The sequence below is a fragment of the Vallitalea longa genome (assembly GCF_027923465.1).
Lineage (GTDB): Bacteria > Bacillota > Clostridia > Lachnospirales > Vallitaleaceae > Vallitalea > Vallitalea longa.
The window spans coordinates 1-26038 of sequence record NZ_BRLB01000031.1 but is presented as its reverse complement, the minus strand read 5'-3'; the positions used below and the strand labels follow the sequence as shown (position 1 = coordinate 26038).

Sequence of the window (26038 nt, the reverse complement as noted above, 5' to 3'; positions counted from 1 at the left end):
ACTCTACTGATAGAGAAAAGTTTAATACTCATTACAAATGAGAAAAATTTAGGAGGATGCTTATGTCAGATGAAGAAGTTATACAAGTTTATGAAGAAGGATTAAGTATAAGTAATGCTATTGATAGTTTATCAATGGTTAAGTTTAGGGATGGAAAAGTTGAGGATCAGCTTAAGAAAATAATAGCTGATTTAAAAAACATTTTTTCATCCTTATAGTTTGCAAAAAAATAATATAGGTAAGAGAAAATTGTTTACATTGTTTAGTTACTCTACTAGATAGAGAAAAGTTTATAACCTAAAAGGAAAAGTTTTATTCTTATCTATAAATTTAAAATGCAGAAATAAGGGAAAAAATGTGAGTGAAAAAGTTTAGTAAATAATAAAATTTTAGGAGGAAACAAAGATGAATATAAAAGAGTTAAAAAAGTTTATTGAAATAAAAAGTAAAGATAATAATTATACAATTGATAGTAATAAAGCTAAAGAAATAGAAGAATTATTTGAGCTTGAAAATTATTTGTGTTTTGATGGAAAAAGTGGAGATGAAGAAATAAGTATAACATATTCAATTGAAAAGTTAGATATTACTACAGATAACATCAAAGTATATGAAAATGATGATTACGAAGTTGAAGTTGATATTAAAGATGTTTGGTATCCATTTATAGTGGATAACAAGTATGTATTATTAATAAAAAGTCAGCAAGTAATTTATTAAAGTTATATAAAATTTAATTATAAAGTTTAGGGAGGAAATGACTATGTTAAAAAGTATTTATAAAAAAAAGATTGATAGTCTTATTTTAGAGAATTGTAAGATGGAAGCTAATCTCGATAAACAAGAAAAGTTAAACAAAGAGTTAAACAAAAAACTTATAGAACAAAACAAAAAAAATATAAAAGAAAAAGAGAATATCACTATGGAGTTCATGGATTTTAAAATAGAACAACGCAAGAAAATTGATACACTCTTAAAGGAAGTTGAGTTCAAAAATCAATATCCTATGAAAATAAATGAGCATTTAGTAATTTATGCGATATCAATGACCTTTAGAGAAAACTTTGGTACACAGTTTGATGTATTTTGTACCGATGGTGATTGTAAAATAAAACATGTTAATATACTGAGACGTGACTATGAGTATAAAGAGACTCTGTTAGCAGATATTAAGAATTGTAATTCTATAAGTGATATAGAAATATTAGACTATATGTAAATAAAATAAAGAAGTATAAAGTTTAGATAATTAAAGTTTAGAAGCCTAAAAGGATAGAATAAATCCTTTTGGGTTTATTCTATCTCTTCAATTAATAATGCAGTTAATGATTATTATGAAATTATTAACAAATAGGAATCACGAAATAAAATATAGAAAAGAAATAAATATGAAAACTGAAAATTATAAGTATTTATAAAAAAGTTTAGAAACCAGAAAAGGAAAAAGTTTAGGAGGAATTAAAAGTGAATAAAGTTATATTAGTAGGGAGATTAACAAAAGAACCAGAGGTTAGGTATTCAAAAAGTCAAAAGCCTATAGCAATAGCTAGATATACATTAGCTGTGAATAGGAAATATAAACGTGAAGGTCAACCAGATGCTGACTTCATTAATATTGTTTCAATAGGCAAAGAAGGACAATTTGTAGAAAAATATTTTAAAAAAGGTCAACAAGTTTCTATAGTTGGAAGACTTCAAATAAGAACATATGATGATTCTAATGGTAATAGAAAATGGATATCAGAAGTCATTTCTGAGGAAGTTGATTTTGCTGAAAGTAAAAGTTCATATGAAAAAAGAAATAAAGAAAAAGCATCTTCTTCAGTTTCTAATGATGATGGATTTGTTCCAGTTGATGAATCTGATGATGATCCGCCTTTTTAGAATCAAAATAATGGAATGAAAAGTTTAGGATAAATATAAAAGTATATGAAAAGGAGAAAAAAATGGATATTAAAAATATAAATGAATATGTAAAAAATATAGATGATAATGTAGAGGTAGCTGTTTATATGAAGTTAGTAGATATTGAAGTTGAAATTGAATATGATTTCAATTTACTAAAAATTGACCAAAATATCATATCTGTAGGAAATATAGGATATAAAGAACTATCCTATATTTATAAGTCAGCTATATTAACAGTAGGAGAGTTAAAGCAGCATATAAAAAATTCTAATGATAAGAAATTGTATGTAAGAGTTAATGTAGAGAGCGGAGATCGTTGTAGAAAGGACATTCATATATTTACTGAATATAAATGTTCTATAGACGATATAAAAACCGTTGATGGAAAAGTAGTTCTGGAATCAGGTGCATTAATAATTTAACTAGTTATATTGATAGTATCTATATAAAGTTTAGGTAAAATAAAGTTTAAAGCCCAAAAGGGATAGAATAAATCCTTTTGGGTTTATTCTATCTCTTCAAGTAATAAGGAGAGATAATATGAAAAGTTTAGGAATAGAAAGTTTAAGAGAATTATTTAGCATATTGGAGAATACAGCTTTAAGTATAGCTGGAATTGATAATGCAGTTAATGATTACCTTGAAAGACAAAAGCCGGATAAAGAATATAAAAATATTTTAGGGTTTCAAATGGAATCAATGAAGCTCATAGAATTAAAAATTCTTAAATCTTTAATTAAAAAATGTGGATATGGAAGATTTACAATTTCAGAATTAATGTCAGTACATGAATTAATTAATGTAGATAAGAATAAAGATATATATTTATATTATCTTGAAGGTACAAATAAGTATGTTTTTATAGAGTGTAATCAATTAGCTAAAGTATGCTAAAACGTTTAGGAGGATAAAGTTTATGAGATTATTAGCAAATAGAAATCACGAGATTAAGTATAGGAAAGAAATAAATATGAATACTGAAATTTTTATGTCTTTGTTAGATGTAAAAAAAGAAACGTATTTATGTAAGATAAATACGTATAAGATTAATTATTCTATTACTTATAAAGAGTGTTCAAAGAATATAAATATCATTATATACAAAGGCAGAAAATTAATAGGTAAAAGTATAAAAGCAATACCAGTATTTGATGAAGGAAAGTATTCTTTAAATACTAGTGTATATTTAAAGGCCCAGAAAATAAGTTTTGAGATCATAATATATAATAGCGAATATAAATTTTTAAGTAAATTAATGAAGAATAATGTTCATGTTATTTCTCAAAGAAAAGCAATAGACATAATAGATGCTTATAAAATCCTGGAGAAATATCAGGAAGAACGTAATATTAAATTAAAAATACTTAAAAATGAATTTGTGGAAAATTCTTGTTACGATGAAAATGGAATTGAAAGTATAAGATATGATTTTAATATAGAAGATAATGATAACTATTTAGCACTCTATATTGATAATAAACGTTACCTTTAATATAATAAAAAAGTTTAAAACCAGGAAGGGAAAAGTTTAGGAGGAAATTATGAAGATATCTTTAATAAAAGCTGTATTAATATTATTTGTGATTATTTCCATATCTTTTGTTATAAAAGATATGTCGAAAGGAATTAGTAATACTATAAACAATGAAATAGAATATAAGATAGAAAAGATGTTTTAATGAAAAGTTTAGGGAGGATAAAGTTTATGAAAATAAAAAAGTTTATAAATAAAATAAATAGAAATCAAGAAAATAAAAAGGAATATAATAAAAAAGAATTAACAATGAAAACTAAAGATTTTATGTCTTTTTGTGTTAGAGGAAAAGCAATTGAAGGCAAGGTTGCCTTTAATTTAAGTGAAAACTTTATAAATGAATATTTGTAGAGTTTAAAACTAAAGTTTATTCAAAAAAAGTTTAGGAGAAAAAGTTAATGGATTACAAAAAAAGTTTAGATCAATATACAGATTTTGAGTTGTTACAAAGTTTAACAGCTCTAAGTGAAGAAGAATTCAAAAATATTATTGAAGAAGAAGGGTATAAATTATTATTTGTACCTTCAGATGATAAGTTAAAAGAAATTGTAAGTAAAGATGTAGGTACAAAGCTCCTTATTGTTGGAGAAATCTCTAAAAGATTAACATCATATAGAGCTTTAGAAAAAATGAAAGCAAATAGTCCAGGTACTCTTGCTAGTCTGTTCATGACAGAGATGAGGTATCTAGATAAAGAGCATTTTAAAGTTGTTTGTATGGATACAAAAAACAACTATATTTCATCTACAACAGTAAGTATAGGAACAGTGAATGCAGCTTTAGCAAATCCAAGGGAAGTATTCATTGAAGCATTAAGAAAAAAGGCTGTTCATATAGTATTAATACATAATCATCCTTCAGGAGATCCTTCACCTAGCAAAGAAGACATTCTTTTGAGTAGAAGAATGTATGAAGCAGGTAGGATAGTTGGAATAGAACTATTGGATCATATAATAATAGGTGATGGAAAATATACTAGTTTAAAGCAAGAACAGTATTTTTCAGATTTTGAGATTGAGGTCTAAAAAAATAAAAACTAAAAAGTCTATTCTGATTAGAAGACTTTTTAGTTTTGTTTTAAAAAAAATTATTTACTTGTCAAAAAATATAAAGTTATGGTAAAATATTGAAAGAGAAAGAAAAAAATAGAATAAAAAATGGCAAGTAAAAAGGAAAAGTATTGACCGTACTTTTCCCAGCTAATAAACAAGAAAGCTTACCACGCTTATTTAATTCTTGTTAAATTCACTTAATATTATAATATAAATTAAAGTGTATTTCAATAGGTTTTTGAAAAAGAATTAAGAAATTGTTTGTTAGCCTTCTAAAAAGTTGGAGGGTTATTTTAATGAGTAATTATAAAAAAAGAATAGGTAGTTGTAAATTAAATAGAGATATAATAGATAATAAAATAAATAAAGTAACATCTATAGATATTGATATTCTGTTACTATTAGCCAAGTATCAAGATGCTTTTGGACGAGTAAGGTACATATATTATAAAGAAATTATAAAAGAGCTTAAAATACATAAGACAAGCTATTTTAGGGCATTAAAACATTTAAGTAAAAATGGTATTATAGATTGTGACTTCACAAAAAGAGAAAAATATAAAGATCTTAGATTCATTAATAATGATTATAGTGATGATATGAATGACAGAATCAAAAATTACTTTAATGTTAATCATTATTTATTATATACAGAAGAGTTTAGGAAATTAAGAAAAAATGCGAAAGTAGGATTAATAAGAATCTTGGCCAATATGAATAGGCATAAAGGATTTATGAACATTGGTAATACAAAACTTAAGCAATATTTTAATACAGATAATATATACCTTATAAAGACGTATATAGAGGATATAAAGAAGTTGATTACAATTAAAAATAATGGAAGAGGTAAGGCTCTAACATTATTTTATAAAGAAATAAGTCAAGGATCTATAAGAGAAATCTTTTTAAAGCATATATTTGCAATGAAAATGAAAATGAATAATATTGTACATAATATAATAGATATTAAAGCGCTTATAAAGATTTTTAATATTTTTATAACTAGAGAATCTATTCCAAGTATTGATTTTTTAATAAATGAGATAAACAACTTAATAATAAAATATCAGGATAAAGGAATTCAGCCTAAATTGTTTAATAACATATTAAACGCTAGATTTGGATATTAGTATAATAAGATAAAAACTTAACATTGTTAAGTTTATTTGTGTAACTTAAAACTAATAAAAACAATAATAAATAAATCATAAAAAGAAGAGTTTACCCATAAAATGTAAATAAATGGGTAGATACTTCTTTTTTTATGTAGAAAAATATGTGGATAACATGTGAATAACTAGAATCATAAAAAATAAGTTGCATTTCATTAAGAAAAAAGAAAAATAAGTTGCATTATATTAGTATTAAAGTTGCAAAATATTTAATTGTAAATATTGTAAAAACCTTATAATCAAGGGGTATTACACAGTTTTTAAGAACTTTACCTATCTTTAATATATTCATACTATCTATATATTCATAAAACAATACTATCGTGGTGGTGGTTAAATAAAGTTGGTAACTAACTAAGAATTATTAAAAACCTAGAAAAATAATTAGGAAGAAATAAGTTTACTTATTTCTAATTTAACTAAAAATTAAAGATGTAAAAATTACTTAAGTAATTTTCTTTATCACTTGAATAAATAAATATGTATTATATATTATAACACAAAAATCCATCTAATAATACTACTACAATACTACTTGAATGAAAAAAAATAGATATATGTTAAAAAGATGTACAATCTATTCTATATTAAACTATTTATAATTCAAAATTTAAAAAGATTAATTTATTTATATTAAAAAAATACTTATATTGACAAAATGTTACAAAAAACATACAATAGTCATATATAAAATGGTATTAAAAAATCATTACAATAATAGTTACTTAGAATTAGTACTAAGTAGTTACTACTATAAATATATATATCACTATAATATAATTTAAAAGTTTAAAGATTTAATAAAAATTGTAAACATAATTTACAATTTACTTGAAAAGTAAGAAATATATAATCAGACAAAAAAAAAGACTAACAATAGTGTTGCCTAATGCAAATTAATATGGTATATTATTATATAGAAAATTTAAAGGTTGCCATATAAGTAAAGTATTGGTAGTACTTTACTTACTACATAGGTGATAACGCACCCACATATGAGCCAAAAGCTCAATAGCAACCCTCAATATATGATAAAGTAATAATGGTTAAATGTCAACTTTAAATTATAATATGAGGATAAATTAAGATACGTGGTGTGAATACACCACGTATCTTTTTATATATTTTTAATATTACATTAAAAGGAGGATTAGTTTATGGAATTATTAGAAGGTATGGTTGTTGGATTTGAAGATGATCATGCTGTAGTTAAGAATGACGAAGGATTGTATATAATTAAAAAAAAGGAATTTGGAGGTGTAGAAAAAGATAACAAAATAAAGAATTTTATTGGAGCTAAAATAAAATTTGTTGTTATCGGAGAAGAAAATGGGAAAAAAATAGCTTCAAGAAAAAAAGCAATGAAAAATGAAAGAGAGAAAAAAAAGAATGATATAAAGATTGGTAATATAGTAGAAGTAAGTATATTACTTGTTTTAAAAAAAGTAATAATAGTAGAACTACATGGCAAAGAAATATATGTTCCAGTTGAGGACTGTGTTCAATATTTAACGCAAGATTTAAGAGATTTAGAAATATATAAAGTTGGAGATGTAGTGCCTGTTAAAATAATTGGTACTGACCCTTTGAAGCTTTCTTTAAAAGAAGCATTCTTAGAAAAAAACTTTGATACTACTTATGTGAAGATAAAAGGACAGTATTCAGGAAAAGTTGTATCAATTGTTAGTATTGGTGTTTTTGTAAAAATACCGGTGATTGATATAGCAATCTTATGTAGGAATGTAGATTGGAGAAGAGCATTACAAATAGGTGATAATGTTGTAATTGATATAGAAAAAATAAGTGAAAAAGAACATAGAATATGGGGACATATTCTACGCTACTTAAAGTAGGTGAAAGGATGAAAAGTGAATTAACAAAGAAAGACAATAAATTAATTAAATTCCTGACAGAATTTAGTGTGTGCAAAAAAAAGCATCTAAGTTGTTTTGTTGGCTATAATCAGAAATGTTTGTTTAGGTTACAACAAAACAATAAAATAGTTGTAGAAGAAAATCTTATAAAGATAAAAAATATTCAAGTGGAAGGTATAGAACTTCAAAATGTTCTAAAAGTATTAGATATATTATCCATATTATATCAAAAGGGAAAAATAACTAAAGATATAATAGGGATGGATCTACCTTATTATGCAGCTGCTAAAGTTGCAAATGTAGAAGCATACTTATATTTTACAATTATAAATATTGGAAAAGAAAATATACAGTGTAAGTTAATAGATAGAGATAATTATGGAAATGTAGTATTAATTTTAGAAGAAAAAGAGCAAATAAATAATATTACATTAAATAATCAAGTTGAAAAAATATATATATACAATGAAGTGATCAATAATTGATTTATATAAGGAAACATGCAATAGACAGATATATACAAAGAATTGATTCAAAGCAAGTTCAAACAAAAAAAGTAGAAGAATTATTAATAGAAGCAGTTCTGGATCCTGATAAAATTATTAGACATAGTAGAAAGAAAACAATTATAGCATTTAAAAAATATAATTTTATCTTGATTGCTATACAAAAAGGAAAAGATATAGAAGTTATAACAACAGAAAATGATTATGAAAAAAAAATAAATTGGTGGAAAAGACAAGAAAGGGATTAAAAATGAAAAGTAAAAAAATAAAGAAAATGTTATATTTATTATTAAATATGGTGGTATTAATAGGTTTATTTAGTTTAAGTGTCTACGCAGAAGATCCTACTTATCAACAATATACAAAAGGTGTTGACAAAATTAAAAACATATTAACTGGAATATTTGCTTTTATAGGCTTAATATCTGCAGGGTTTGGAATTATGATGTATAGAAAAAAAGTTGAAGAAAGAACGGAAGAATTATCATCAGTATTTTGGATATTTGTTGGAGTATTCGTAATATCAATTTCAGGAACAGTTGTAACTTGGATGTTCTTCTAGATTAGAAAGAGGGATAAGTTTATGAGGTATTTTACTACTCCATTTGACCAAGAAACACCTGATAAAGTAGTTGGAGGCAAATTAACAGCGAAACAGTTAGTGTGTTATTCTCCAGTTATTTTTATGGTATTTATAATTACTTCAAGTTCAGAATTTGTGTTAATTAAATTTTTAATAGAATTTGCAATAACTGTAATTTTACTGATTTTAGGTTCCATCTTTGCGTTTGTCAAAAAAGATGGTGATGAATTAGATAAGTACTTAATTAAACTTATAAAATTTAAGTTAAGAAATAAAACAAGTACATATCATAAATATTAGAAACCAGTGCCATAGTACATTAGGTATTATGGCATATAGGAGGTAACATATGATTGCTTTATTAATAGGTGGAGGATTAGGATTATTAACGGTTTTAATAGTCTATTTCATATCTGTTAAATTAGATCAAAAAAAAGAAAGAAAAAGAAGTGGTAGTGATGACAAGAAACAAAAGAAAAAAAACGACAAAAACAAAAAGAGTAAAAATGACAATGGAATAGAATATAAAATAGGATTTAAAACAATACAGAATAATATGGTAGAAAACCATGATGGAACAATAAGTTGTATTATTGAGTATTCTACTCAGGACATAGGAGCTTTAAAAGATGAAGAAACAGAGTTATTTGAAGATCAATTAAATAGCTTTGCATTAAGTCTAAAAGAACCTATTAAGATAATTACTTTAATTGGAAAAGCAACTTACAGAAAAAGCAATGAAAAAATATATGAAACAATAAATAGTGGAAAATTATCTAAAAAAAGTATTGATTATTCTGTTAAACTGGCTGAAGAATTGCAAAACAAACAGTATGATCGCAAACAGTATGAAAAAAAGAAGTATATTGTAATAGGGGCAAGAGATAAAAGCGATAAACAAAAAATAAGATTATTAAAACAAAGAGCTACAATAATCATTAATAACCTCACAAGAGCAAAAATTGATTTCAGAATACTAGAAACAATAGAAATTATAGATTTTTTAAATGAATACATAAATCATGGATCTAGATATAATTTAGTAGATGCAGAACAAAAAGGTATATTTGAATTATATTCTACTTCTGATATGAAAGTTGGTGGTGGTGATAGCAATGAGTGAAAAAGAAAATGAAGAATTAACATGGGATTACACTGGAACTGTTGGAAATATAGATTTGATTTTACCCCAAGCAGTTGATGAGCACGAGGATTATATATATCTAGGCAGGAAAAAATATGTCAGAATATATGGAGTTTTAGCGTTTCCATATCTTATACATATAGGATATTTTGATGCTTTATATGGTGTGTTAGGGCAAAATATAGATACAATTGATTATGTGGAAAGAATTCCAGATCAAAAAGCTGTTAATAAGCTAACCATTGAGATAGCAAAAGCTGGAAGTAACGCTAAGTTAAATGGTGGGGATCAGAAATATGTTCAAAAGGCAAATGATTTCGAACAAATGAGAAAAGAAATACAGGTTGGTACAAAAAAATTGCTAAGTGTAACTAAGTTAATTAGAGTATGGGGTAATACTTTGAAGGAATTAAACGAGAATAGTGAGATATTTGAAAATCAATGTGAAACTATGAGTATAGTAGTTCATTGTTTATCACTTAATCAAGAAAATGCGTTCAAATCTACGATGCCATCAATATTAATGACTGAACAAGAAAAAAAATACAAGAAAAATATTACGTCCGATGGTTTTGCAGCATTATTACCTGCTGGTAAAAATGGATTACATCATCCAAATGGTAATTATCTAGGATATACATTAGCAACTAATTCTAAAATATTCTATGATAATTTTGTAGGTCCTCCATTATTATCAAATCCAATGGTTATGATATTTGGACCTGCTGGTTCTGGAAAAAGTGTACTGTTAAAAGCGTTTTTAAGCAGATCAAATGCTATGGGTGCTTGGAATGTATACTTTGATTTAGAAGGAGAGGCGGAGGAAATAATCAATCATCTTGGTGGTAATTATATAAATGTGGCACCAGGTAAGAAAACAGGTTTTAATCCTCTAGATTTAGAAGTAGAAGAAGATAAAAACGGTAGAAAACGAATAGATATATACGGTAAAGTAGCAGAAATTAGAGAGATGTTATCAATTTTCTGTGAAAAAATGAGAGGTAAAGGATTAACTGGTCTTGAATTAACTGGTGTAGAAGAAGCGGTAAGAGAATTATATTCAGAAAGAGGAATCACACAAAATCCAGATTCATTATATGAGTATAGAGATGGTAAAGAGAATGGTAAATTTTCAGTAGGACAAAGAAAGAAAAAAATGCCAATTCTCACAGATTTAAGAAAAAAATTATTAGAATATCCAAATACAAAAGAATTAGCAGAATTAATGAAGTTAATAACTGGAGATGGGTCTATGGCATTATTTGACTGTGAAACAACAGTCAATTTACATGGATTAACAGGTATTGGGTTGAAGGATGTTTCAGATGGGTTCATGAAATTTTATGCTGTTGTGAATATTTTAGAATGGGTTTGGAGTGTGTTTGGTAACTATAAATACAAACACATAAAGAAAAACGCTGAAATAGATGAAGGATGGTATTTTGCAAAATATCCGGCGGCAGCAACACTATTAGAAGAGATGGATAGAAGGGGTAGAAAATATTCGGCAGCATTGGTTATAGCCAGTCAGTTCATAGGAGAATTTTTAGGAACAGAAAGTGGACAGACTATTGTTGATATGGCTTCAACAAAATTCATACTTAAACAAAACCCAGATTCCGTTGATAAAATAGTAAACCACTTCAATTTATCTGATCAACTCAAAAATGATTTAGTAATGTTCAATGAAGGAGATGCTGTACTACTTAGTGGAAATGAAAAAATAGAAATGCATGTAGAAGTCTTTGACTTTGAATGGGAATACTTTAGAACTTAAAGAAATAAGGTGAAAATATGGTTTTCAATGATATAGAGAGGTTAGCAAAATTATTTGCTTATATCATGTGTTTCCTATCAACAATATCAATAGGATGCCTAGTGATTAAAAACAGAAAAGATCCTGAAAAAAGAACAAAAGCAATTAAAGGATTATTTTATTTATTCATAGCAGCTTTTATAATTACATCAGCATTCTTCATAGCAAATAATTTGAATAACTTAGTAGGTAAACTTTCGCGTGGAATAGAACATAATCCTGGTGGAATAACTGGAAGTATTAATAGTCCAACTCAGGATATACATATTGGATTTGTTGAAGGTATATTGATTAGTGCTTTAGAATTTCTAGTTAATAGTTTTAAAGTAATGAGAGAATGGATATTAGGTGTAGATATAAGTTTACAAAATATATTATTCAATATAGAAGAGAATCCAATTGTAAATCTAGTTGTACCATTGAAAAATGGAGGAAGTATAAATTTATTCAATTTAATGCTTATGTCAGTTGGAGTATTCATATACATAATGGTTGTCAGAACAGGACATTCAATAATAAGATTCAGTACAGATGAAAGAAGAGGAGAGGAAGTAAGAGAATATTTATATAGTTGGGGATTAATAGTTATATATATAGCTACAGCACCTGCATTCATATATGTAATAATTTCTCTATCCAACTATATGTTAGGTTTGCTAAATAAAATAGACTTTAGTAACAGTTATGCAGATGTGTTTGAAATGGATGCAAGGAAGTATGGAATAGGAATTTCTATTGCTAAGATATATGTGATATATATTGAATTTAAAATTTGGACAATAATGATATTTAGGAAAGCCATACTTAATGGATTCTATGTATTAGCTCCTGTAGCATTAGCAGTAGGACAACTACAAGAGTTTAATTCAAGTAATGCATGGCTTGGTACAGTAATAAAATTTGCGTTTTACCCATTCTATTATGGTTTTTCATTTGTTATAGCTACTGTAGTACTTAATGGTATGTCTAACGGTAATAATGCCATTGTCATCATCATTATGTACGGAATAATATTTAAATTGGCTGATACTATAATAGCAGTATTTCAAGTGGTTAAAGGTTCAGGAGGCAGACCACCTAAAACAGGCGTAGATTCAATGATGGGTATGGTTGCTTATACAGTAACAAATTTAGTTAGAATGAACAGTACAAAAGGGGGAAATACCTATAATGGAAGCTCAAAAAATACTAATAAAACGTCTAATAATACAACTGGAGCTAAAGTAATGTCTACCGTAAGTAATTTTGCTACAAATCAAGTTAGAAATGCAGTAGATAAGATTGGTGTAAGTAAAGGTTTTGTGGATTCAGTAAAAAAAGGAGTAACTACAGGAGCAAAATATGGAGGAACATTTGGCGGTGGAGTTGGTAAAGTATTAAATAGTAATATAACAAAAACTGCGTTATCAGTAGGAGTAGGAATGGCAGCAGCTTCTATAGGAGAGTCTCCAATGGCAGGAATACCAGCCTTCCAGGCATCAAAAATAATGTTAAATAAAATGCCAATAGATAAAGTTGGAAAAGGATTAGGAAAAGTAAGTGGAGCAGCAGCAACAGGAGTAGTATCAGGAGCTAATAATATAAGGAAAGAAATGATACAGGATAAAGGAAGAGATATGGGACAAGGAGTAAGAAACTATTTTGCATCAGCAGATAATAAGTCTCATAGTAGGAGATAGAGATGAAACAACTAATAAAAAATAAAATAAAGTTATTTCTAATAAAAAAATCTCCAATTATCATTTTGGTAGTATTATTTTTTGTAATTATAATAGGAATAGGAGAGATGATTTCCAAAATACCTTTTGTTGGTGGAGGACTAAAAGATGCAGAATTGGAAGAGATGAAAAAAGAAATAGGAGAAAAAATAGGAGTAATAAATTATGATAAAGTAAAAAAATATATTCAAATGGAAGAGGAATCTCATCCTGAAAATAGAAATGCAAAGATTTTAGTATATGAAGAGACAAGAAACAATAAAGAAAGTCAATTTTTAGAACCATCAAATATAGATAGTTATAATAGTACAGAAAATACAATACTAAAAATAGGTGATATGACAAAACAATATAGATTATGGTGGCAATTTCTAGGGGGAATAGATGTAATCACTACAACTTCCACCAAAATAAATGATACATCTGTAATAGATGCAGTTAATAAAAATCTTAGCCCTATATTTGAGTATACTTTTGATATTAATAATACAAATGATTTCACATATTATCAAACAGAATATTCATCTGAGTATACTGTCACAAAGATATACGAAAATGGATCACATAAAAAAACAGAAAGAAAACAAAAAAATATTACAAAAAAAGTTCCATTACCTTACATAAAAAAGGTAAGTACAATGTTTGAAGATATAAATTTTGATTACGATAAAATTACTATAGAAAAAAGTGATTGGAACCTAGTAGACAATTATACAAAAAAGAGGCATAAATATAAAAAAAGCAATAATGGATCTTATGTAAGAGTCAATGGCAGATATGTTAAAAGAAATAGTAGTAATAAAACTAAACAACAAGGTGAAAAACTGGTATCTAGAGATAGATATAGAAAAGTTGAAGTTAGGGAAGAAATCAGTAAATATGTTAGAACTAAGACAGAGGGATATAATATCAGAAGAAAAAGTGAAAAAAACACAAGATATGATGAGTTCATGGCTAATCATAATTTAGGTGAAAAATTAATAGAAGAAGATAAGGAAATAATTCTACATACAAGTGCTTTATTCCCTGAGTCTTATGAATTCGCCTATAATGCAAATAAATATCTTGGCCATAATTCAAAACTTCTGGTAAATGGAGGGTATGAAGGAACAGGAGAATACAAAGTACTTGATATGGAAACAAAGTTTATTCTACCAATAAAGTTTGATGAAAACGTGAATGAGAAAAAAATAAATATATCATGTCCTTTTGGTCCTGGTACATTAACAATGAATGGTGTAACAAAGTACCGTTTCCATCATGGAATGGATTTTCCAGTTAAAACAGGAACACCAATAATTGCATCGGCAAAAGGTAAAATAGAAGATACAGGATATGGAGGTGTAGAAGGAAACTTTGTAATTATAAAGCATGACGATGGATTTATTACCAAATATTATCATTTAAACATGATTATGTGTACCGAAAAGCAAGAAGTTGATGAAGGAGACATAATAGGATTATCGGGGAGTACAGGATATTCAACTGGGCCTCATTTACATTTTGGAGTAGTTAATCCAGGAGGAGAATATGAAGATCCAATGATTTATTTACCATTGGTAAAGGATGATGATGATTAAAATGAAAAAGATAGCAGTTGCAACTGCAATTGAAGAATTAGATGAAATACTTGATAAAAAATGTAAAACAAAATATGAAAGTGAAATTGTGTTGTATAGAAGATATCTAATTGAAAATCAATTTGATATTGCAATATTGAGCGGAAGATTGAATGGTGAAGAAAGTTTGGATAAAACAATCTTTGACATAATTTCTAATGGTACAAGAGTAATATTCATAACAACATCTGATAATGATGATGAAATAAAGTTATGTATAAGATATGGTATAAGAGATATTTTGTTTGATGATATTGGACCAACGGATATTTTAAAATTAATTGAGAATCCAAAATCTTTGAAGGAAATGAAATCTGTATTTGAAAAATATCAAAGTAATGAGAAAGAAGATAATCAGAATAAACTGAGAGTAAATATAATATCAGAAGTAAAAGAAGAGAAAAAAGATGATATTAAGAGCGATAACAATATACGAACTAAAATAGATCAGTTGACCAAAAAAAATTCATTATTAGATGATAAGAATTCTAAAAAAAATAATAAATTAAATTATGAAGATAATAATAAATTAACAAAAATGGAGCTTTACAAAGAGGAAAAAAAAGATGAGATAAAAAAAGATGTTGATAGACCAGTAGTTACTATTATAAAAGACAAAATAATAGGGACTTTAGTAATTGCAGTAACAGGGGCAATGAATAGAGTTGGAACTACTCATACATGTATTTCTATTGCAAGTTTTTTAAAAAGCTTAAAACAAGAGGTAGCTCTTGTGGAAATGCATGAGAGTGATAATTTTTCTATAATAAAAAATGCTTATGAAGATATTGAAGAAAAAGATAGAGGATTTATATTGAATGGTATTCACTTTTATAGTTATAAAAATGAAGGTTTAATAGAAATATTGAATACTGGATTTAATTATATTGTATTAGATATGGGTGAATTTGAACACTGTAATAAAGTTGAATTTAAGCGAGCTAATACAAGAGTAGTAGTAAGTGGCGTCAAGGATTGGGAAATTCCTTATTTAGATTTGTATCTAAAGGAAAAGGATTTGGTAAAGAAAACAAAATATTATTTTACATTCTCAGATAAAGAATTATTTAAGTTTGTAAAATATAATATGAATGGATTAGAGTGCTATATGGCACCGTTTATAGCGGATCCATTTATAGTGAATGAAAGTGAAGTATTTTCAAAAATGTTTGAAGAGGTAATACCAACTAATACAATAAAAAAGAAAAAATTATTTAAATTGAGAAGGGGGTGATAATAAGTGAAAAGAAAACCAGTTTTATTAAAAAAGCAAAGAAAACAAGAAATTAAAAAAGAAAATATATCAAAAGAAGAGGTTGATAAAAAGGTAATACAATTTTTTAAAAAACAAATTATTGGTGTTTATGATAATGGAGAGTTCGCTAGTGAATTTTCTTTATTCATATCACATTATACAACATTAAAAGTATTACTAATAGATGCAAATGCTCTTACACCTGTTATAGCTGAAACATTAGGTATAAAGAATACTTATAACACAAATATTGTATCTGAATATAAGACAAAATCTAGTTTTAATATGGCTATGGACTTTATAGCAAAAGAAAAAGCAAATAGGGAAATATTTAAAAGTATTTGTGTAAAGCATAAAGACTTCTACGTGCTTACTGGAAATGATGATATAAAACAGTATGAGTATTATACCAAAGATGCATTTAAAGACTTGATTAAAGTGGCTAATGAATGTTTTGATATAGTAATCATAAATACTAATTCTTGCATTTATGATGCGTTTTTTGTAGATACTATGTCTTTATGTGACACAATGATATATGCTGTAGAGTTAACAGCAGACAAAATAAAAATGGTAAATAGCTATGTCCAGTTTATATATGATAACATGGGTATTGAAAAAGACAGACATAAAATAATAGGATTTAATTATAATTCATTACACATGGACAAATTAGATGTAAAAACTGTTACAGATGAAAATTTAATTGGAATCGTATCATATGATCCAGAACGAATTAGAAAAAGGAATAAATTTGACAAACAGTATAAGATGAACAAGAAAGTAAAAAATGATTATAGAAAAATAAGCAAATATTTTAATATTGGATTGAAAAAAGGGCATATTTGGAGGTGATTAAATGCCTGTTATACAATCATATTCTACATTCAGAAAACAGAGTAAAGTTGTTAAAACCATAGATGAAGATAGTGTTATAGAGGAAATAAGAAAAAAAATTATAATTGAACAACCATTATTAATACATAAAATTAACGAAGGAAAAAATAAAGAAATATTAGAAAACGAAATAAAAAAAGAAGTAGATTCACACAAGAATATTAATAAAGAAAATGTTTATAAAGCAATTATTAATTTCTTATTTGGATATGGAATTTTACAAGATATTATCTTAGATGAAGATATATCTGATATAGATTTCACAAGATATAATTATTGTACAATAAAGAGGAATGGAATAAGAAAAATTTATCCGTTAAAATTCAAGAATAAAAAAGAATTTAGGGATTTTGCAAAATTAATGATTATAAGAAATGGTGGTATTATAGATGAAAATTATAATCATTCCAGAGTATCAGATGAAAAAAACAGACTGAGAATCAATGTATCTATTTCACCACGTAATGTAACTGGAACATCTATGCAGATAAGAAAACATAGATTTAACCCATATACATTAAAGGATCTAGTTAATCTTAATATGTTAACAGAACAGCAGAGATACTTCTTTGAAAGAAGTGAGAAATCACTCAGATATAATATTTTAATATGTGGGAAGGGGGCTGCTGGAAAAACTACGTTATTAAGAGCTATATTAATGAATAATGATCCTCTTAACAATTATTTAGTTTGTGAAAAAGATACAGAGTTATATTTAAATAAGTATCCAAACTTTACAATACAAAGAATAAAGAAGGAGGAATTTGGGGGTGTAACAGTAGATTTAAATACTTTAGTAACAGATGGACTAACAATGTCATTGGATGCTTATGTTGTAGGTGAAATAACCGGCAAGGAAGCATATACACTTATTAAAGCTGGTTCTACGGATCATAACATTAAAACTACTATTCATAGTAGTTCAGCTAGAAATGCTCCTGACAGATTGATAACATTATCAGATACAGCAAATTTAAACTTACCTGTATACACTATAAAAGAAGTTATAAGTCAATCTATAGATATTATTGTATATATGAAAGGGTTTAAAATAAAAGAAATTCTTAAATTAAATAGCTATGATAGAAATAGTGATAAATTTGATTTTACTGATATAACAGAAAGATGTGAGGAATTATGAAAGGACTTATAAAAGAGTTATATGGATTAGTAACTGTATCGCACTTATCTGTAATACTAACAATTATAATATTAATCCTTAATGCAATAATAATTATAGAATTAGTTAGTAGAATCAATATAAAACCTATTTTTAATAAAACTTTAAATAGCCTAAAAGGATCTATGAATACCTTAGATAGGAAAGCTAAAAGAAATCTCATAAAGGTTATTAAAACACAGATGCAGGAGGATTATACTATTAAGTTGAATTTACTTGAAACATTAGATATAACTCTAATACAAAGGAGTAATATTAAACGATATATACCTTTTGCGAATGTATATACACTTATAACTTTTCAGGGATGCATTTTTATCGGACTTTTTTCTAAGGTATATGGATATTTCTATTCTATAATAACAACTTCATTAATATGTGCTTTTTTAAGTTTTTTACCTATAGCCATACTAGATATTATGGGACAATATAATTCAAATAAGATTAGAAAATTAGTATCAGATTTTTTGTCGGTACTAAATAGTTTCTTAGAAGTAAAAAATAATCTTGTTTATGCGTTAGATAAGACCATTGAAGTTATGCCTGAGCCTTTCAACACGTATTTAATAGAATGTGTTGTACAGATAAAAAATGGAGTAGATACAGAAGTAGCACTGGATCTTCTATCATATAAAGTAAACATCAAGGAATTTTATAATATAATATTAAATTTAAAGCAAAATATAAAGTGCAAAGGTAATACAATTGCTTTAATAAGAAGACTAGAAGAAGAAGCACATATGATAGAAAAAGAGTATACGAATAGGAAAATGCAGAATTACATTAATCAAATAATGTTATACATAATAATGATTGTGGCTGTAATATTAGTTTATTATAGCATACAAGTTAACGAAACGTTGAGCGATTTATATTTGCATACTACCGAAGGAAAAGTAATTTTAGATATTTCAACAATAATCTTTTTCATGGGATTTTATTGGAATATAAAAATTAAAAAATTTGATTATTGAAAGGGGGTAATGCAATGGATCTAATCGTAAAAATGATACATACAAATAATCTATTTACAGTAATTATTATTATAGTAATGGTATTAACAATATACCTGGTAGGACATATGTATAAATTCATTAATTCAAAATTAGATAGGACGCTTGAGACTATTGCTAATCTACGTAAAGATAAACGTAGTAATTTCATTAAAATTAAGGTGAAGAATAAGAAGTTAAATAATTTCTATGATAAATGCGAACTAAAGTTATTACAAGCTGGAGAAAAAAGAAGAAGTCTTGTAATAGGATATATTATATTTGGATATATATTTCCTTTTATTTTAGCAATATACTTAGTATTTAAAAGAAATTATATAGGAGCTGTATTAATAGCTATCCTGATAAAGGGAATCATTGAAACATATTTAAATAGTGAAATAAAAAAACATGAAAATATGTTTCAGAAAGAGGCTTATAAGATATACAAATTTTATAATAATCAAATAAGTAGTGGTATAAGTGTAAATGTTGCAATAAATAATTTATACAAAGCTGTAAATGATAAGATATTAAAAAGTAGATTGTTGAAAATGGCTTCTGTTTATAGTAGTACAAATGATATTGATAGTGCTACAAAGTACATTACGGATTATTATAAAACATATGAAGCTAGATCATTGGCAATTGTTATAAGACAAGGAGTAAATACAGGACAAAATGATTTTACGATAGATCAGAAAGAAAAAAAATTATTCAGTAAGTATATAAACATCATAAGAATTGAGACAGAAAAAAACAAAATGAAAATGATAGGGATTGCTATGTTATTTTTATTTATAATCATAGTAATTACATGCTATCCACTAATTAAAGAATTAGCTGCATCAAAGCAGCAGATATTCTATAGATAAAAATAGGAGGAAAAAGAGAATGGAAAAATTAATAAAAGTAGAGGCATTAGTTAAAAGTAAGGCAGATGTTTTAGTAAATAAAGTTAAAAGGGTAGTAAATGATGAAAGCGGTATGAGTTTCATGGGTCTTCTTCTTGTTTTAGCTGCGGTAATTATTGTAGGAGCGTTTGTATTGATTCCAGGATTGAGAGATTTCGCAGATGATGTAGTAGAAGATGTAGAGAACTGGTATACAAATACTATTAGTTCAAAAATGTTCCCAACTACATAGGCAAGATTAGATGGTGATAAAAAATGAATATTTTTAATGTTGCTATAAAAATTATAGGTACAGTAATTGTTTTAGCAATAACAATATATTTAGTTGAATTGTTTATTCCTTTTGGTGTAGAAAGGGAATTTGCTATTATTAATGAACAGTATAAAAATATAGCTTTAGAAAGAGGAGGCTTAACTAAAGCAGAAAAAAATAGCCTTCAGGATGAATTAGAAAAAATGGACAATATAAATAATTTGGCCATTAATATTACTTCATTCTCAACTAGAAGATACAAAGAAAAAATTACATATGATGTTAAGGCTACTTATAGTTATAGTACATTGATGTCATTATTATCTCGCAAATTAAGAGAGGTACCTTTACGGTATGAGAGAAAATTCCCTAACCGTAAAATAATAAATTAGGTGAGTACTTTGAATTTAAAAAGAAATGAAAAAGGTGAGATAGGAGTATTTGAGTTAATTTTATTTACAGGAATAGTTTTATTTATATTAATGCCTATTTTTACTGCTGCATATGAAAAGCAAATAATGTATAAGATAGGAAGAGATTCAAACGATATAATAAAAGATTCACTAGAAGCTACTTATGTAACTTTAAATATAAAAAGAGGATCTACAAAGAAGATTGAGTTTGATGATAAGTTTAAGCGTACTTTCGAATCTTACATTAGGGAGAATATGAAATTAAATGTAGATTTCACACCTAAAGATGAAAGTATGGCAGATGCTAAAATAAAGGTATTAGAATTAAAAAGAATAAATTATCCAAGAAAATCAGTTAAGGTAAAGCTATTATTACCCATAAAACCACATTTATATAGACAAATAATATTAGATCTTATGGGAAAGGAATGGATAGGTTATGAGATAGTCCAAGAAGTCAGTTTACCAGTAGACTATTAAAAAGTAGGTGATGAATTAAATTGATAAGAAGGTTGAAATTAAATAAAATATTAATAGTTATAGTTTTGCTTATAGCTGCACTTATAACAGAAGGAATAATAATAAAAAGTACTACTGAAATAGAACCAGAAAAAAAAGTTTTGATTTTTAATTGTGAATTAAAAAGGAATACAAAGATAACTGAAGAGTGTATTTCAGAAAAAACGTTTAGGTTATTAAACATTCCTGAACAAGCAATTAAAGACAAAAATCAGGTTCTAAATACATATACATCAAGAGATATAACAAATGGAGAAGTAATATTAAATAATAGTTATACTGACGAGAAGATCATTAATGATTATAAAGCTAAAAATGGACATGTTTTATTTTCAGTGAAATTCGACAGTCCTGAAAAAGCGAATAATTTTAATGTAAATGTAGGTGAAAAAGTAAAACTGGTTTATGCACCAAATGATGGGTTAAATGAAAATTTACCAGAAGAGTATAAAAAAACAAAAAAATTTAATGTAGAAATAATAGAGATAAATGATGTAAATCTAAGTAAAGAAAATGAAGATGAATATATGGCAGCAGAGGCTATGTATATTACTTTTGAAGGTAAAGAACAAGATGCTATATTTATTATTAACGCAAAGCAAAGAGGACGGTTAGAAATAATAAGTTAGGAGTGGAGCATATGAAGAGTTTAAGAGATATTCAGTATAATTATAAATTATATGACAATGGGGTAGTACAAAGTATAACATATAACCTGGATAAGATTTCAGAATTAAAAGAACTCTTTTCAAAAATAAACTTAAACGATAATTTTGATAGTAATGATTTCATTACAGATATGATGAAACTATGTTGGTTTGGACAAACATCATCAATTGTATTATCACTTACTGGAGAAACAAAGAATGAAAAGAGATATAAAGTAAAAGATATATTAATAGATTATCAAATTGGAAAAGATTTTTTTGACTTAAATTTAATATTAGAAAATAGTGGTAAACAAGTTTATGAAATTGATTTTAAAAATATAGTTATAGAAAAAATAAATAAAAATAATTATACAAATGAAATAATAGGATTTTATAAGTATTATATTGAATGTGATATGACAGCTTATGAAATAAAGTCTAATGAGAAAGAAAAAGTTAAAAGTGAGAATAAAAGGGAAGATCTTTATAGAATAATATTTGATATAAAAGGAAAATAATGAATAGATGTGTTACATTTAACAAGGTAGTTCCAAGCAATAATAACTTAAAATGTAACACATTTATATTAAGATAAATACCAGTATCTTCTTACTAAATTAATATTGAAAATACAACTAATATTTGTTGTATTATTATTTGAATATGGTATAATATATATATAATGAAAGTTATACAAGAAGGAGATAACTTGGAAAAGTATAGAAATTTATTAGAAGAAAACTTAAAGTTAAAAAAAGAAAACTTAAAGTTAAAGGAACAAGTTAAGCTTTTAAAGCAGCATAAGGTTGGTAGAAAACCGTATAAAATAACAGATAGAGAATTCTTAAAAATAGAAAAACGCATAAAGAATGGTGACAAAATAAAGGATATAGCTGTTGAATACGGTGTAAGTTATGAAGCAATAAGAAAGAGATACAAAAAAAGACAAAGTTAAGTGTTTAAAGTTAAATAATAAAAGTCGTCTAGCTTTTAAATGTGCGGGAACACATTTAAAGGTTATGAAGGTAAAGCCCTACCTACACAAACATTAATGCCCAGACGACTAAGATATTATATCAAAAGTTTATGATCAGTTCAAGTGTAGAGGGTTATTCCTATACGCTTTTTTTATTTTTCAGTTTGAAAGGGGGATTTGAATTAATAAATGAATGACAAGAATATAAGAGCATTATCTCAAATCTTAGATACTGCTGATCATAGCGTTAGAACCGCTAGAATTAGTTACAATTTGGCAGTAAAACTTGGATTAAATGATATAGAAATTTTTAATCTCTTGATGGGGGCCTTATTACATGATTTTGGAAAATTAAATTTAGATCAAGAAATTTTAGGAATACCTGGTCCTCTGACAAAAGAGCAATATGAATATATTAAAAATCATACTATTTTTGGTTATAAACTTACCAAGAATATTGTAAATGAAGAGATAAGAAAAGCTATTTTAAATCATCATGAAAGAATTGATGGAAGTGGATATCAAAAAAAAGTTAATATAACATTGAATGAACAAATATTAGGAATAGCAGACGTGTACGACGCTTTAACATATAGACGATGTTATAGTAAAAAAGTACATTCTCATAAAGAAGCCATTACATTAATGAAAAAAAATAATAACTTCAATAATGAAATATTAGATAAATTAGCATCTCTTAATATTGACAAAAAAGTAGGTTAATATGAAATTACAAATAAGCAAAGAATTACAAAATAACCTATGTACAGAACTTAATATAAATAAAAAATATCTTAAGAAGATGCGAATATTTAATAATTTAACTAATATACAAGTTAATGTTTATAAACGTAGAAAAGTATACACCTTATTTTATAATAAGGATAATAACTTTTATAAAGAGTTAGATAAAATTATTAAAGAACAAATGAAAAGTAGATTAAAACAAATGATAAAATCTTAAGATTTTTAAAAGGAGTGTAAAGAATAATGAAAAAATTAAGTTTCTCAATAATTTTATTAATATGTTTAACTGTTAACACAATGGGTGTCCACGCAAATGATGAAATTATATTTTCAGATGTACCAGAAGATAATTGGGCTACCCAGAACATCAAATATCTTGTATCCAATAATGTTATCAATGGTTTTCCAGATGGAACATTCAAGCCTAGCTTCAATATTAACAAAGACGCTTTTATAAAAATGGCTGTCATAGCTCTAGGTTATACAGATATTGAATATGATTCAAAATATTGGGCTGCCAATTATATTAACAAAGCCTTAGAACTAGGTTTAATCAAAGAAGATCAGTTCTTTAATTACCAAGAACCTATTACCAGAGAAGAAATGGCTAGTATCATCTCAAAGGCTATAGATGATAAAGGAAATGAGAAAGCAAGAGACCTTATCGAAGATTATGTAAAAGATTTTTCTTCTGTTTCTTATTACTACAAAGAAGATGTGAAAGATGCTTACCTTCTAGGTATCATAACAGGTTTGCCAGATGGAACGTTCAAGCCACAGAATTATTCAACAAGAGCTGAAGCAAGTGCTATTATTCATAGAATGATGGATAAGTGGCAGAGAAAGCCTTTTAGAGCGATTCAAGAAGATGCACCTGATGAAGATAATAATGATAGTAGTGTAAGTGATAATAACGGTCATGAAGATAATAGTTCTAATAAGGACAATGGTAATGAGGTAGATGAGAGAAATAATGGATCTGGTACAGAAATAGATGAAGATACACAGATTGAGTATGTTCATAGGGTAGAGGATGGGGAAGTTATTTATAGTTCTGAAAAGATTATGAAGATATTAAAGGAATATCCATTAACACCTAATCAATATTCTAATGACTTTGAAGAAAATAATCGTATGTGTACAGAATTAAATATAAAACGTATGGAATATACACAAGCATCAAAAGATGCAAAAGAGTTCATTGAAACCTTATTTACAAGGGATTATAAAAAACTAGATAAAGAAAAATATGCTGAAACACTTTTGTACTGGTTAAGAGCATGGTGGAATTATAGAGATACATCATTAAAACCAAAAGAATTTACTAAACTATGGGTAGATGAAACAGAAAAATGGAAAGTGCAGCAAGATATTATTTTTGTTACAGATTCTTATAGAATGGGTTTGATTAATGATAGGTGTCATGAGATTTTAAGAGGTCGCATGTATTTTAGATATAATAATCATGAAAATCCAGATAACATTAAACATGAACTTGAATTATCTGAACAGATGTATAGTCAAGTAGAAAATTTACAAATGGGAAAATGGTATTATGTTGATGTTGATGTGGAAATGGGTAGACCAATGACTAATTTAAATATAACATGGGAAACAAGCAAATTTATGTTGCATAGTTATCATTATCTTAGCGATATAAGATTAGTTGAAGGACAGTAGGTGAATAAATGAAAAAAAGAATTTTATCATGTATTGTTATATTCATAATAATTATAAGTAACATTTCATATGATGTTCATGGTGGTTGGGGTGATGATACCAACAAAGCTGATGTCGTAAGAGAATTAGACGGACTCCAATACCTGATCTTTGACGTAAATTCTAAAAAAAGTACAGCCCAATACAAATACAAAACTATAGGATGGGATATAACTTTCTATCCCGAAGGAGAAGACTCCAAAACAGCACGGATAGATTATGACTTTGCTAATCATGGTGGTAATAACAATGTCAAAATACTGCTTGAAGATGTTTTTGATCAGATAAGTGAATCAGTAGATGAAAAAGATAGGTTAAAACAAAAAGATGGCTACCTGATAGCAGATGCAATACAAATAATACTTATCAACAATGTACCTATGGGAACAAACGGTAAGCCTATTAGCTATTGGAATGGCGATTTCAAAAGTCTGCTAGAGAGTAACAGCCAAGGAGCGAAAATATTCACTGATGAAGCTTCAAACATATTGAATGGATTACCTAATGGAATGAAATGGGGACCCAATACACAAAAAAACCTAAAATACTACTACAACCAAAAAGCTCCTTATGATAAACTCTATTCAATAATTA

35 protein-coding genes are annotated in these 26038 nt (G+C 26.5%); all 35 read left to right on the top strand.

Going from position 1 to position 26038, the window contains the following annotated elements:
* Window positions 1–62 precede the first annotated feature (62 nt).
* On the top strand, window positions 63–218 hold the full coding sequence (locus tag QMG30_RS24390; RefSeq protein WP_281819812.1) for a hypothetical protein: 156 nt from the start codon (window positions 63–65) through the stop codon (window positions 216–218).
* Window positions 219–405: 187 nt separating this feature from the next.
* Window positions 406–720: a hypothetical protein gene (locus tag QMG30_RS24385; RefSeq protein ID WP_281819811.1), complete on the top strand. Its 315-nt coding sequence runs from the start codon at window positions 406–408 to the stop codon at window positions 718–720.
* Window positions 721–763: 43 nt separating this feature from the next.
* Window positions 764–1219, top strand: coding sequence for a hypothetical protein (locus tag QMG30_RS24380; RefSeq protein WP_281819810.1), 456 nt, complete (start codon window positions 764–766; stop codon window positions 1217–1219).
* 245 nt (window positions 1220–1464) lie between these two features.
* The gene (locus QMG30_RS24375; protein ID WP_281819809.1) at window positions 1465–1884 is read left to right on the top strand and encodes a single-stranded DNA-binding protein; all 420 of its coding nucleotides are present in this window, start codon (window positions 1465–1467) and stop codon (window positions 1882–1884) included.
* Window positions 1885–1946: 62 nt separating this feature from the next.
* Window positions 1947–2330 (top strand): hypothetical protein, encoded by a 384-nt coding sequence (locus tag QMG30_RS24370; protein WP_281819808.1) that lies wholly within the window; start codon window positions 1947–1949, stop codon window positions 2328–2330.
* Between the two features lie 118 nt (window positions 2331–2448).
* Window positions 2449–2802, top strand: coding sequence for a hypothetical protein (locus tag QMG30_RS24365; protein ID WP_281819806.1), 354 nt, complete (start codon window positions 2449–2451; stop codon window positions 2800–2802).
* Between the two features lie 22 nt (window positions 2803–2824).
* Window positions 2825–3400, top strand: coding sequence for a hypothetical protein (locus QMG30_RS24360; RefSeq protein WP_281819805.1), 576 nt, complete (start codon window positions 2825–2827; stop codon window positions 3398–3400).
* Between the two features lie 49 nt (window positions 3401–3449).
* Window positions 3450–3587 carry a hypothetical protein gene (locus QMG30_RS24355; protein WP_281819804.1) on the top strand — a complete coding sequence of 46 codons (138 nt, stop codon included), beginning with the start codon at window positions 3450–3452 and terminating at the stop codon, window positions 3585–3587.
* A 26-nt stretch (window positions 3588–3613) separates the two neighbouring features.
* Complete coding sequence (locus QMG30_RS24350) at window positions 3614–3793, top strand: hypothetical protein (protein ID WP_281819803.1); 180 nt, start codon at window positions 3614–3616, stop codon at window positions 3791–3793.
* Between the two features lie 47 nt (window positions 3794–3840).
* A complete protein-coding gene (locus QMG30_RS24345) occupies window positions 3841–4467 on the top strand; it encodes a JAB domain-containing protein (protein WP_281819801.1) in 627 nt (208 codons plus the stop codon).
* Window positions 4468–4790: 323 nt separating this feature from the next.
* Entirely contained in the window at window positions 4791–5627 is an 837-nt protein-coding gene (locus QMG30_RS24340; protein WP_281819800.1) for a hypothetical protein, read from the top strand.
* A 1199-nt stretch (window positions 5628–6826) separates the two neighbouring features.
* Entirely contained in the window at window positions 6827–7522 is a 696-nt protein-coding gene (locus QMG30_RS24335) for a hypothetical protein (RefSeq protein WP_281819799.1), read from the top strand.
* A gap of 8 nt (window positions 7523–7530) precedes the next feature.
* Window positions 7531–8028, top strand: coding sequence for a hypothetical protein (locus QMG30_RS24330; RefSeq protein ID WP_281819798.1), 498 nt, complete (start codon window positions 7531–7533; stop codon window positions 8026–8028).
* Window positions 8025–8297, top strand: a complete 273-nt coding sequence (locus QMG30_RS24325; RefSeq protein WP_281819797.1) for a hypothetical protein — start codon at window positions 8025–8027, stop codon at window positions 8295–8297. The genes QMG30_RS24330 and QMG30_RS24325 overlap by 4 nt, the downstream gene beginning before the upstream one ends.
* A 2-nt stretch (window positions 8298–8299) precedes the next feature.
* Entirely contained in the window at window positions 8300–8611 is a 312-nt protein-coding gene (locus tag QMG30_RS24320; RefSeq protein ID WP_281819796.1) for a TrbC/VirB2 family protein, read from the top strand.
* 21 nt (window positions 8612–8632) lie between these two features.
* Window positions 8633–8932 (top strand): PrgI family protein, encoded by a 300-nt coding sequence (locus QMG30_RS24315; RefSeq protein ID WP_281819795.1) that lies wholly within the window; start codon window positions 8633–8635, stop codon window positions 8930–8932.
* 49 nt (window positions 8933–8981) lie between these two features.
* Entirely contained in the window at window positions 8982–9755 is a 774-nt protein-coding gene (locus QMG30_RS24310) for a hypothetical protein (RefSeq protein WP_281819793.1), read from the top strand.
* On the top strand, window positions 9748–11553 hold the full coding sequence (locus QMG30_RS24305) for a VirB4 family type IV secretion system protein (RefSeq protein ID WP_281819791.1): 1806 nt from the start codon (window positions 9748–9750) through the stop codon (window positions 11551–11553). The genes QMG30_RS24310 and QMG30_RS24305 overlap by 8 nt, the downstream gene beginning before the upstream one ends.
* Window positions 11554–11570: 17 nt before the next feature.
* Entirely contained in the window at window positions 11571–13271 is a 1701-nt protein-coding gene (locus QMG30_RS24300) for a hypothetical protein (protein WP_281819789.1), read from the top strand.
* 2 nt (window positions 13272–13273) lie between these two features.
* Window positions 13274–14890: a M23 family metallopeptidase gene (locus QMG30_RS24295; RefSeq protein WP_281819788.1), complete on the top strand. Its 1617-nt coding sequence runs from the start codon at window positions 13274–13276 to the stop codon at window positions 14888–14890.
* Between the two features lies 1 nt (window position 14891).
* Window positions 14892–16163, top strand: a complete 1272-nt coding sequence (locus tag QMG30_RS24290) for a hypothetical protein (protein ID WP_281819787.1) — start codon at window positions 14892–14894, stop codon at window positions 16161–16163.
* Window positions 16164–16169: 6 nt separating this feature from the next.
* Complete coding sequence (locus QMG30_RS24285; RefSeq protein ID WP_281819786.1) at window positions 16170–17039, top strand: CpaE/TadZ family protein; 870 nt, start codon at window positions 16170–16172, stop codon at window positions 17037–17039.
* A 4-nt stretch (window positions 17040–17043) separates the two neighbouring features.
* Window positions 17044–18222: an ATPase, T2SS/T4P/T4SS family gene (locus QMG30_RS24280; RefSeq protein ID WP_281819785.1), complete on the top strand. Its 1179-nt coding sequence runs from the start codon at window positions 17044–17046 to the stop codon at window positions 18220–18222.
* On the top strand, window positions 18219–19235 hold the full coding sequence (locus tag QMG30_RS24275) for a type II secretion system F family protein (protein ID WP_281819784.1): 1017 nt from the start codon (window positions 18219–18221) through the stop codon (window positions 19233–19235). The genes QMG30_RS24280 and QMG30_RS24275 overlap by 4 nt, the downstream gene beginning before the upstream one ends.
* 14 nt (window positions 19236–19249) lie before the next feature.
* Entirely contained in the window at window positions 19250–20128 is an 879-nt protein-coding gene (locus tag QMG30_RS24270; RefSeq protein ID WP_281819783.1) for a hypothetical protein, read from the top strand.
* 19 nt (window positions 20129–20147) lie between these two features.
* Complete coding sequence (locus tag QMG30_RS24265; RefSeq protein WP_281819782.1) at window positions 20148–20399, top strand: hypothetical protein; 252 nt, start codon at window positions 20148–20150, stop codon at window positions 20397–20399.
* 23 nt (window positions 20400–20422) lie between these two features.
* A complete protein-coding gene (locus QMG30_RS24260) occupies window positions 20423–20812 on the top strand; it encodes a hypothetical protein (protein ID WP_281819781.1) in 390 nt (129 codons plus the stop codon).
* A gap of 9 nt (window positions 20813–20821) precedes the next feature.
* A complete protein-coding gene (locus tag QMG30_RS24255) occupies window positions 20822–21313 on the top strand; it encodes a hypothetical protein (RefSeq protein ID WP_281819780.1) in 492 nt (163 codons plus the stop codon).
* Between the two features lie 20 nt (window positions 21314–21333).
* Window positions 21334–21981 carry a hypothetical protein gene (locus tag QMG30_RS24250; RefSeq protein WP_281819779.1) on the top strand — a complete coding sequence of 216 codons (648 nt, stop codon included), beginning with the start codon at window positions 21334–21336 and terminating at the stop codon, window positions 21979–21981.
* A gap of 11 nt (window positions 21982–21992) precedes the next feature.
* A complete protein-coding gene (locus QMG30_RS24245; protein ID WP_281819778.1) occupies window positions 21993–22520 on the top strand; it encodes a hypothetical protein in 528 nt (175 codons plus the stop codon).
* Between the two features lie 191 nt (window positions 22521–22711).
* The gene (locus QMG30_RS24240; RefSeq protein ID WP_281819777.1) at window positions 22712–22957 is read left to right on the top strand and encodes a hypothetical protein; all 246 of its coding nucleotides are present in this window, start codon (window positions 22712–22714) and stop codon (window positions 22955–22957) included.
* 210 nt (window positions 22958–23167) lie between these two features.
* Window positions 23168–23701, top strand: a complete 534-nt coding sequence (locus QMG30_RS24235; RefSeq protein ID WP_281819776.1) for an HD-GYP domain-containing protein — start codon at window positions 23168–23170, stop codon at window positions 23699–23701.
* Window position 23702: 1 nt separating this feature from the next.
* Window positions 23703–23942, top strand: a complete 240-nt coding sequence (locus QMG30_RS24230) for a hypothetical protein (RefSeq protein ID WP_281819775.1) — start codon at window positions 23703–23705, stop codon at window positions 23940–23942.
* 26 nt (window positions 23943–23968) lie between these two features.
* Complete coding sequence (locus QMG30_RS24225; RefSeq protein WP_281819774.1) at window positions 23969–25405, top strand: S-layer homology domain-containing protein; 1437 nt, start codon at window positions 23969–23971, stop codon at window positions 25403–25405.
* An 8-nt stretch (window positions 25406–25413) separates the two neighbouring features.
* On the top strand, window positions 25414–26038 hold a 625-nt coding region (locus QMG30_RS24220), incomplete at its 3' end, for a hypothetical protein (protein WP_281819773.1).

Bases quoted from the DNA above. Each gene is read 5' to 3' on its own strand.
- QMG30_RS24290 (WP_281819787.1), top strand. From the start codon at position 14,892: ATGAAAAAGATAGCAGTTGCAACTGCAATTGAAGAATTAGATGAAATA.
- QMG30_RS24305 (WP_281819791.1), top strand. From the start codon at position 9,748: ATGAGTGAAAAAGAAAATGAAGAATTAACATGGGATTACACTGGAACT.
- QMG30_RS24385 (WP_281819811.1), top strand. From the start codon at position 406: ATGAATATAAAAGAGTTAAAAAAGTTTATTGAAATAAAAAGTAAAGAT.
- QMG30_RS24355 (WP_281819804.1), top strand. From the start codon at position 3,450: ATGAAGATATCTTTAATAAAAGCTGTATTAATATTATTTGTGATTATT.
- QMG30_RS24370 (WP_281819808.1), top strand. From the start codon at position 1,947: ATGGATATTAAAAATATAAATGAATATGTAAAAAATATAGATGATAAT.
- QMG30_RS24340 (WP_281819800.1), top strand. From the start codon at position 4,791: ATGAGTAATTATAAAAAAAGAATAGGTAGTTGTAAATTAAATAGAGAT.
- QMG30_RS24320 (WP_281819796.1), top strand. From the start codon at position 8,300: ATGAAAAGTAAAAAAATAAAGAAAATGTTATATTTATTATTAAATATG.
- QMG30_RS24335 (WP_281819799.1), top strand. From the start codon at position 6,827: ATGGAATTATTAGAAGGTATGGTTGTTGGATTTGAAGATGATCATGCT.
- QMG30_RS24265 (WP_281819782.1), top strand. From the start codon at position 20,148: ATGGAAAAATTAATAAAAGTAGAGGCATTAGTTAAAAGTAAGGCAGAT.
- QMG30_RS24345 (WP_281819801.1), top strand. From the start codon at position 3,841: ATGGATTACAAAAAAAGTTTAGATCAATATACAGATTTTGAGTTGTTA.
- QMG30_RS24295 (WP_281819788.1), top strand. From the start codon at position 13,274: ATGAAACAACTAATAAAAAATAAAATAAAGTTATTTCTAATAAAAAAA.
- QMG30_RS24280 (WP_281819785.1), top strand. From the start codon at position 17,044: ATGCCTGTTATACAATCATATTCTACATTCAGAAAACAGAGTAAAGTT.
- QMG30_RS24270 (WP_281819783.1), top strand. From the start codon at position 19,250: ATGGATCTAATCGTAAAAATGATACATACAAATAATCTATTTACAGTA.
- QMG30_RS24350 (WP_281819803.1), top strand. From the start codon at position 3,614: ATGAAAATAAAAAAGTTTATAAATAAAATAAATAGAAATCAAGAAAAT.
- QMG30_RS24230 (WP_281819775.1), top strand. From the start codon at position 23,703: ATGAAATTACAAATAAGCAAAGAATTACAAAATAACCTATGTACAGAA.
- QMG30_RS24310 (WP_281819793.1), top strand. From the start codon at position 8,982: ATGATTGCTTTATTAATAGGTGGAGGATTAGGATTATTAACGGTTTTA.
- QMG30_RS24315 (WP_281819795.1), top strand. From the start codon at position 8,633: ATGAGGTATTTTACTACTCCATTTGACCAAGAAACACCTGATAAAGTA.
- QMG30_RS24245 (WP_281819778.1), top strand. From the start codon at position 21,993: ATGAAGAGTTTAAGAGATATTCAGTATAATTATAAATTATATGACAAT.
- QMG30_RS24380 (WP_281819810.1), top strand. From the start codon at position 764: ATGTTAAAAAGTATTTATAAAAAAAAGATTGATAGTCTTATTTTAGAG.
- QMG30_RS24330 (WP_281819798.1), top strand. From the start codon at position 7,531: ATGAAAAGTGAATTAACAAAGAAAGACAATAAATTAATTAAATTCCTG.
- QMG30_RS24390 (WP_281819812.1), top strand. From the start codon at position 63: ATGTCAGATGAAGAAGTTATACAAGTTTATGAAGAAGGATTAAGTATA.
- QMG30_RS24360 (WP_281819805.1), top strand. From the start codon at position 2,825: ATGAGATTATTAGCAAATAGAAATCACGAGATTAAGTATAGGAAAGAA.
- QMG30_RS24225 (WP_281819774.1), top strand. From the start codon at position 23,969: ATGAAAAAATTAAGTTTCTCAATAATTTTATTAATATGTTTAACTGTT.
- QMG30_RS24300 (WP_281819789.1), top strand. From the start codon at position 11,571: ATGGTTTTCAATGATATAGAGAGGTTAGCAAAATTATTTGCTTATATC.
- QMG30_RS24260 (WP_281819781.1), top strand. From the start codon at position 20,423: ATGAATATTTTTAATGTTGCTATAAAAATTATAGGTACAGTAATTGTT.
- QMG30_RS24275 (WP_281819784.1), top strand. From the start codon at position 18,219: ATGAAAGGACTTATAAAAGAGTTATATGGATTAGTAACTGTATCGCAC.
- QMG30_RS24365 (WP_281819806.1), top strand. From the start codon at position 2,449: ATGAAAAGTTTAGGAATAGAAAGTTTAAGAGAATTATTTAGCATATTG.
- QMG30_RS24235 (WP_281819776.1), top strand. From the start codon at position 23,168: ATGAATGACAAGAATATAAGAGCATTATCTCAAATCTTAGATACTGCT.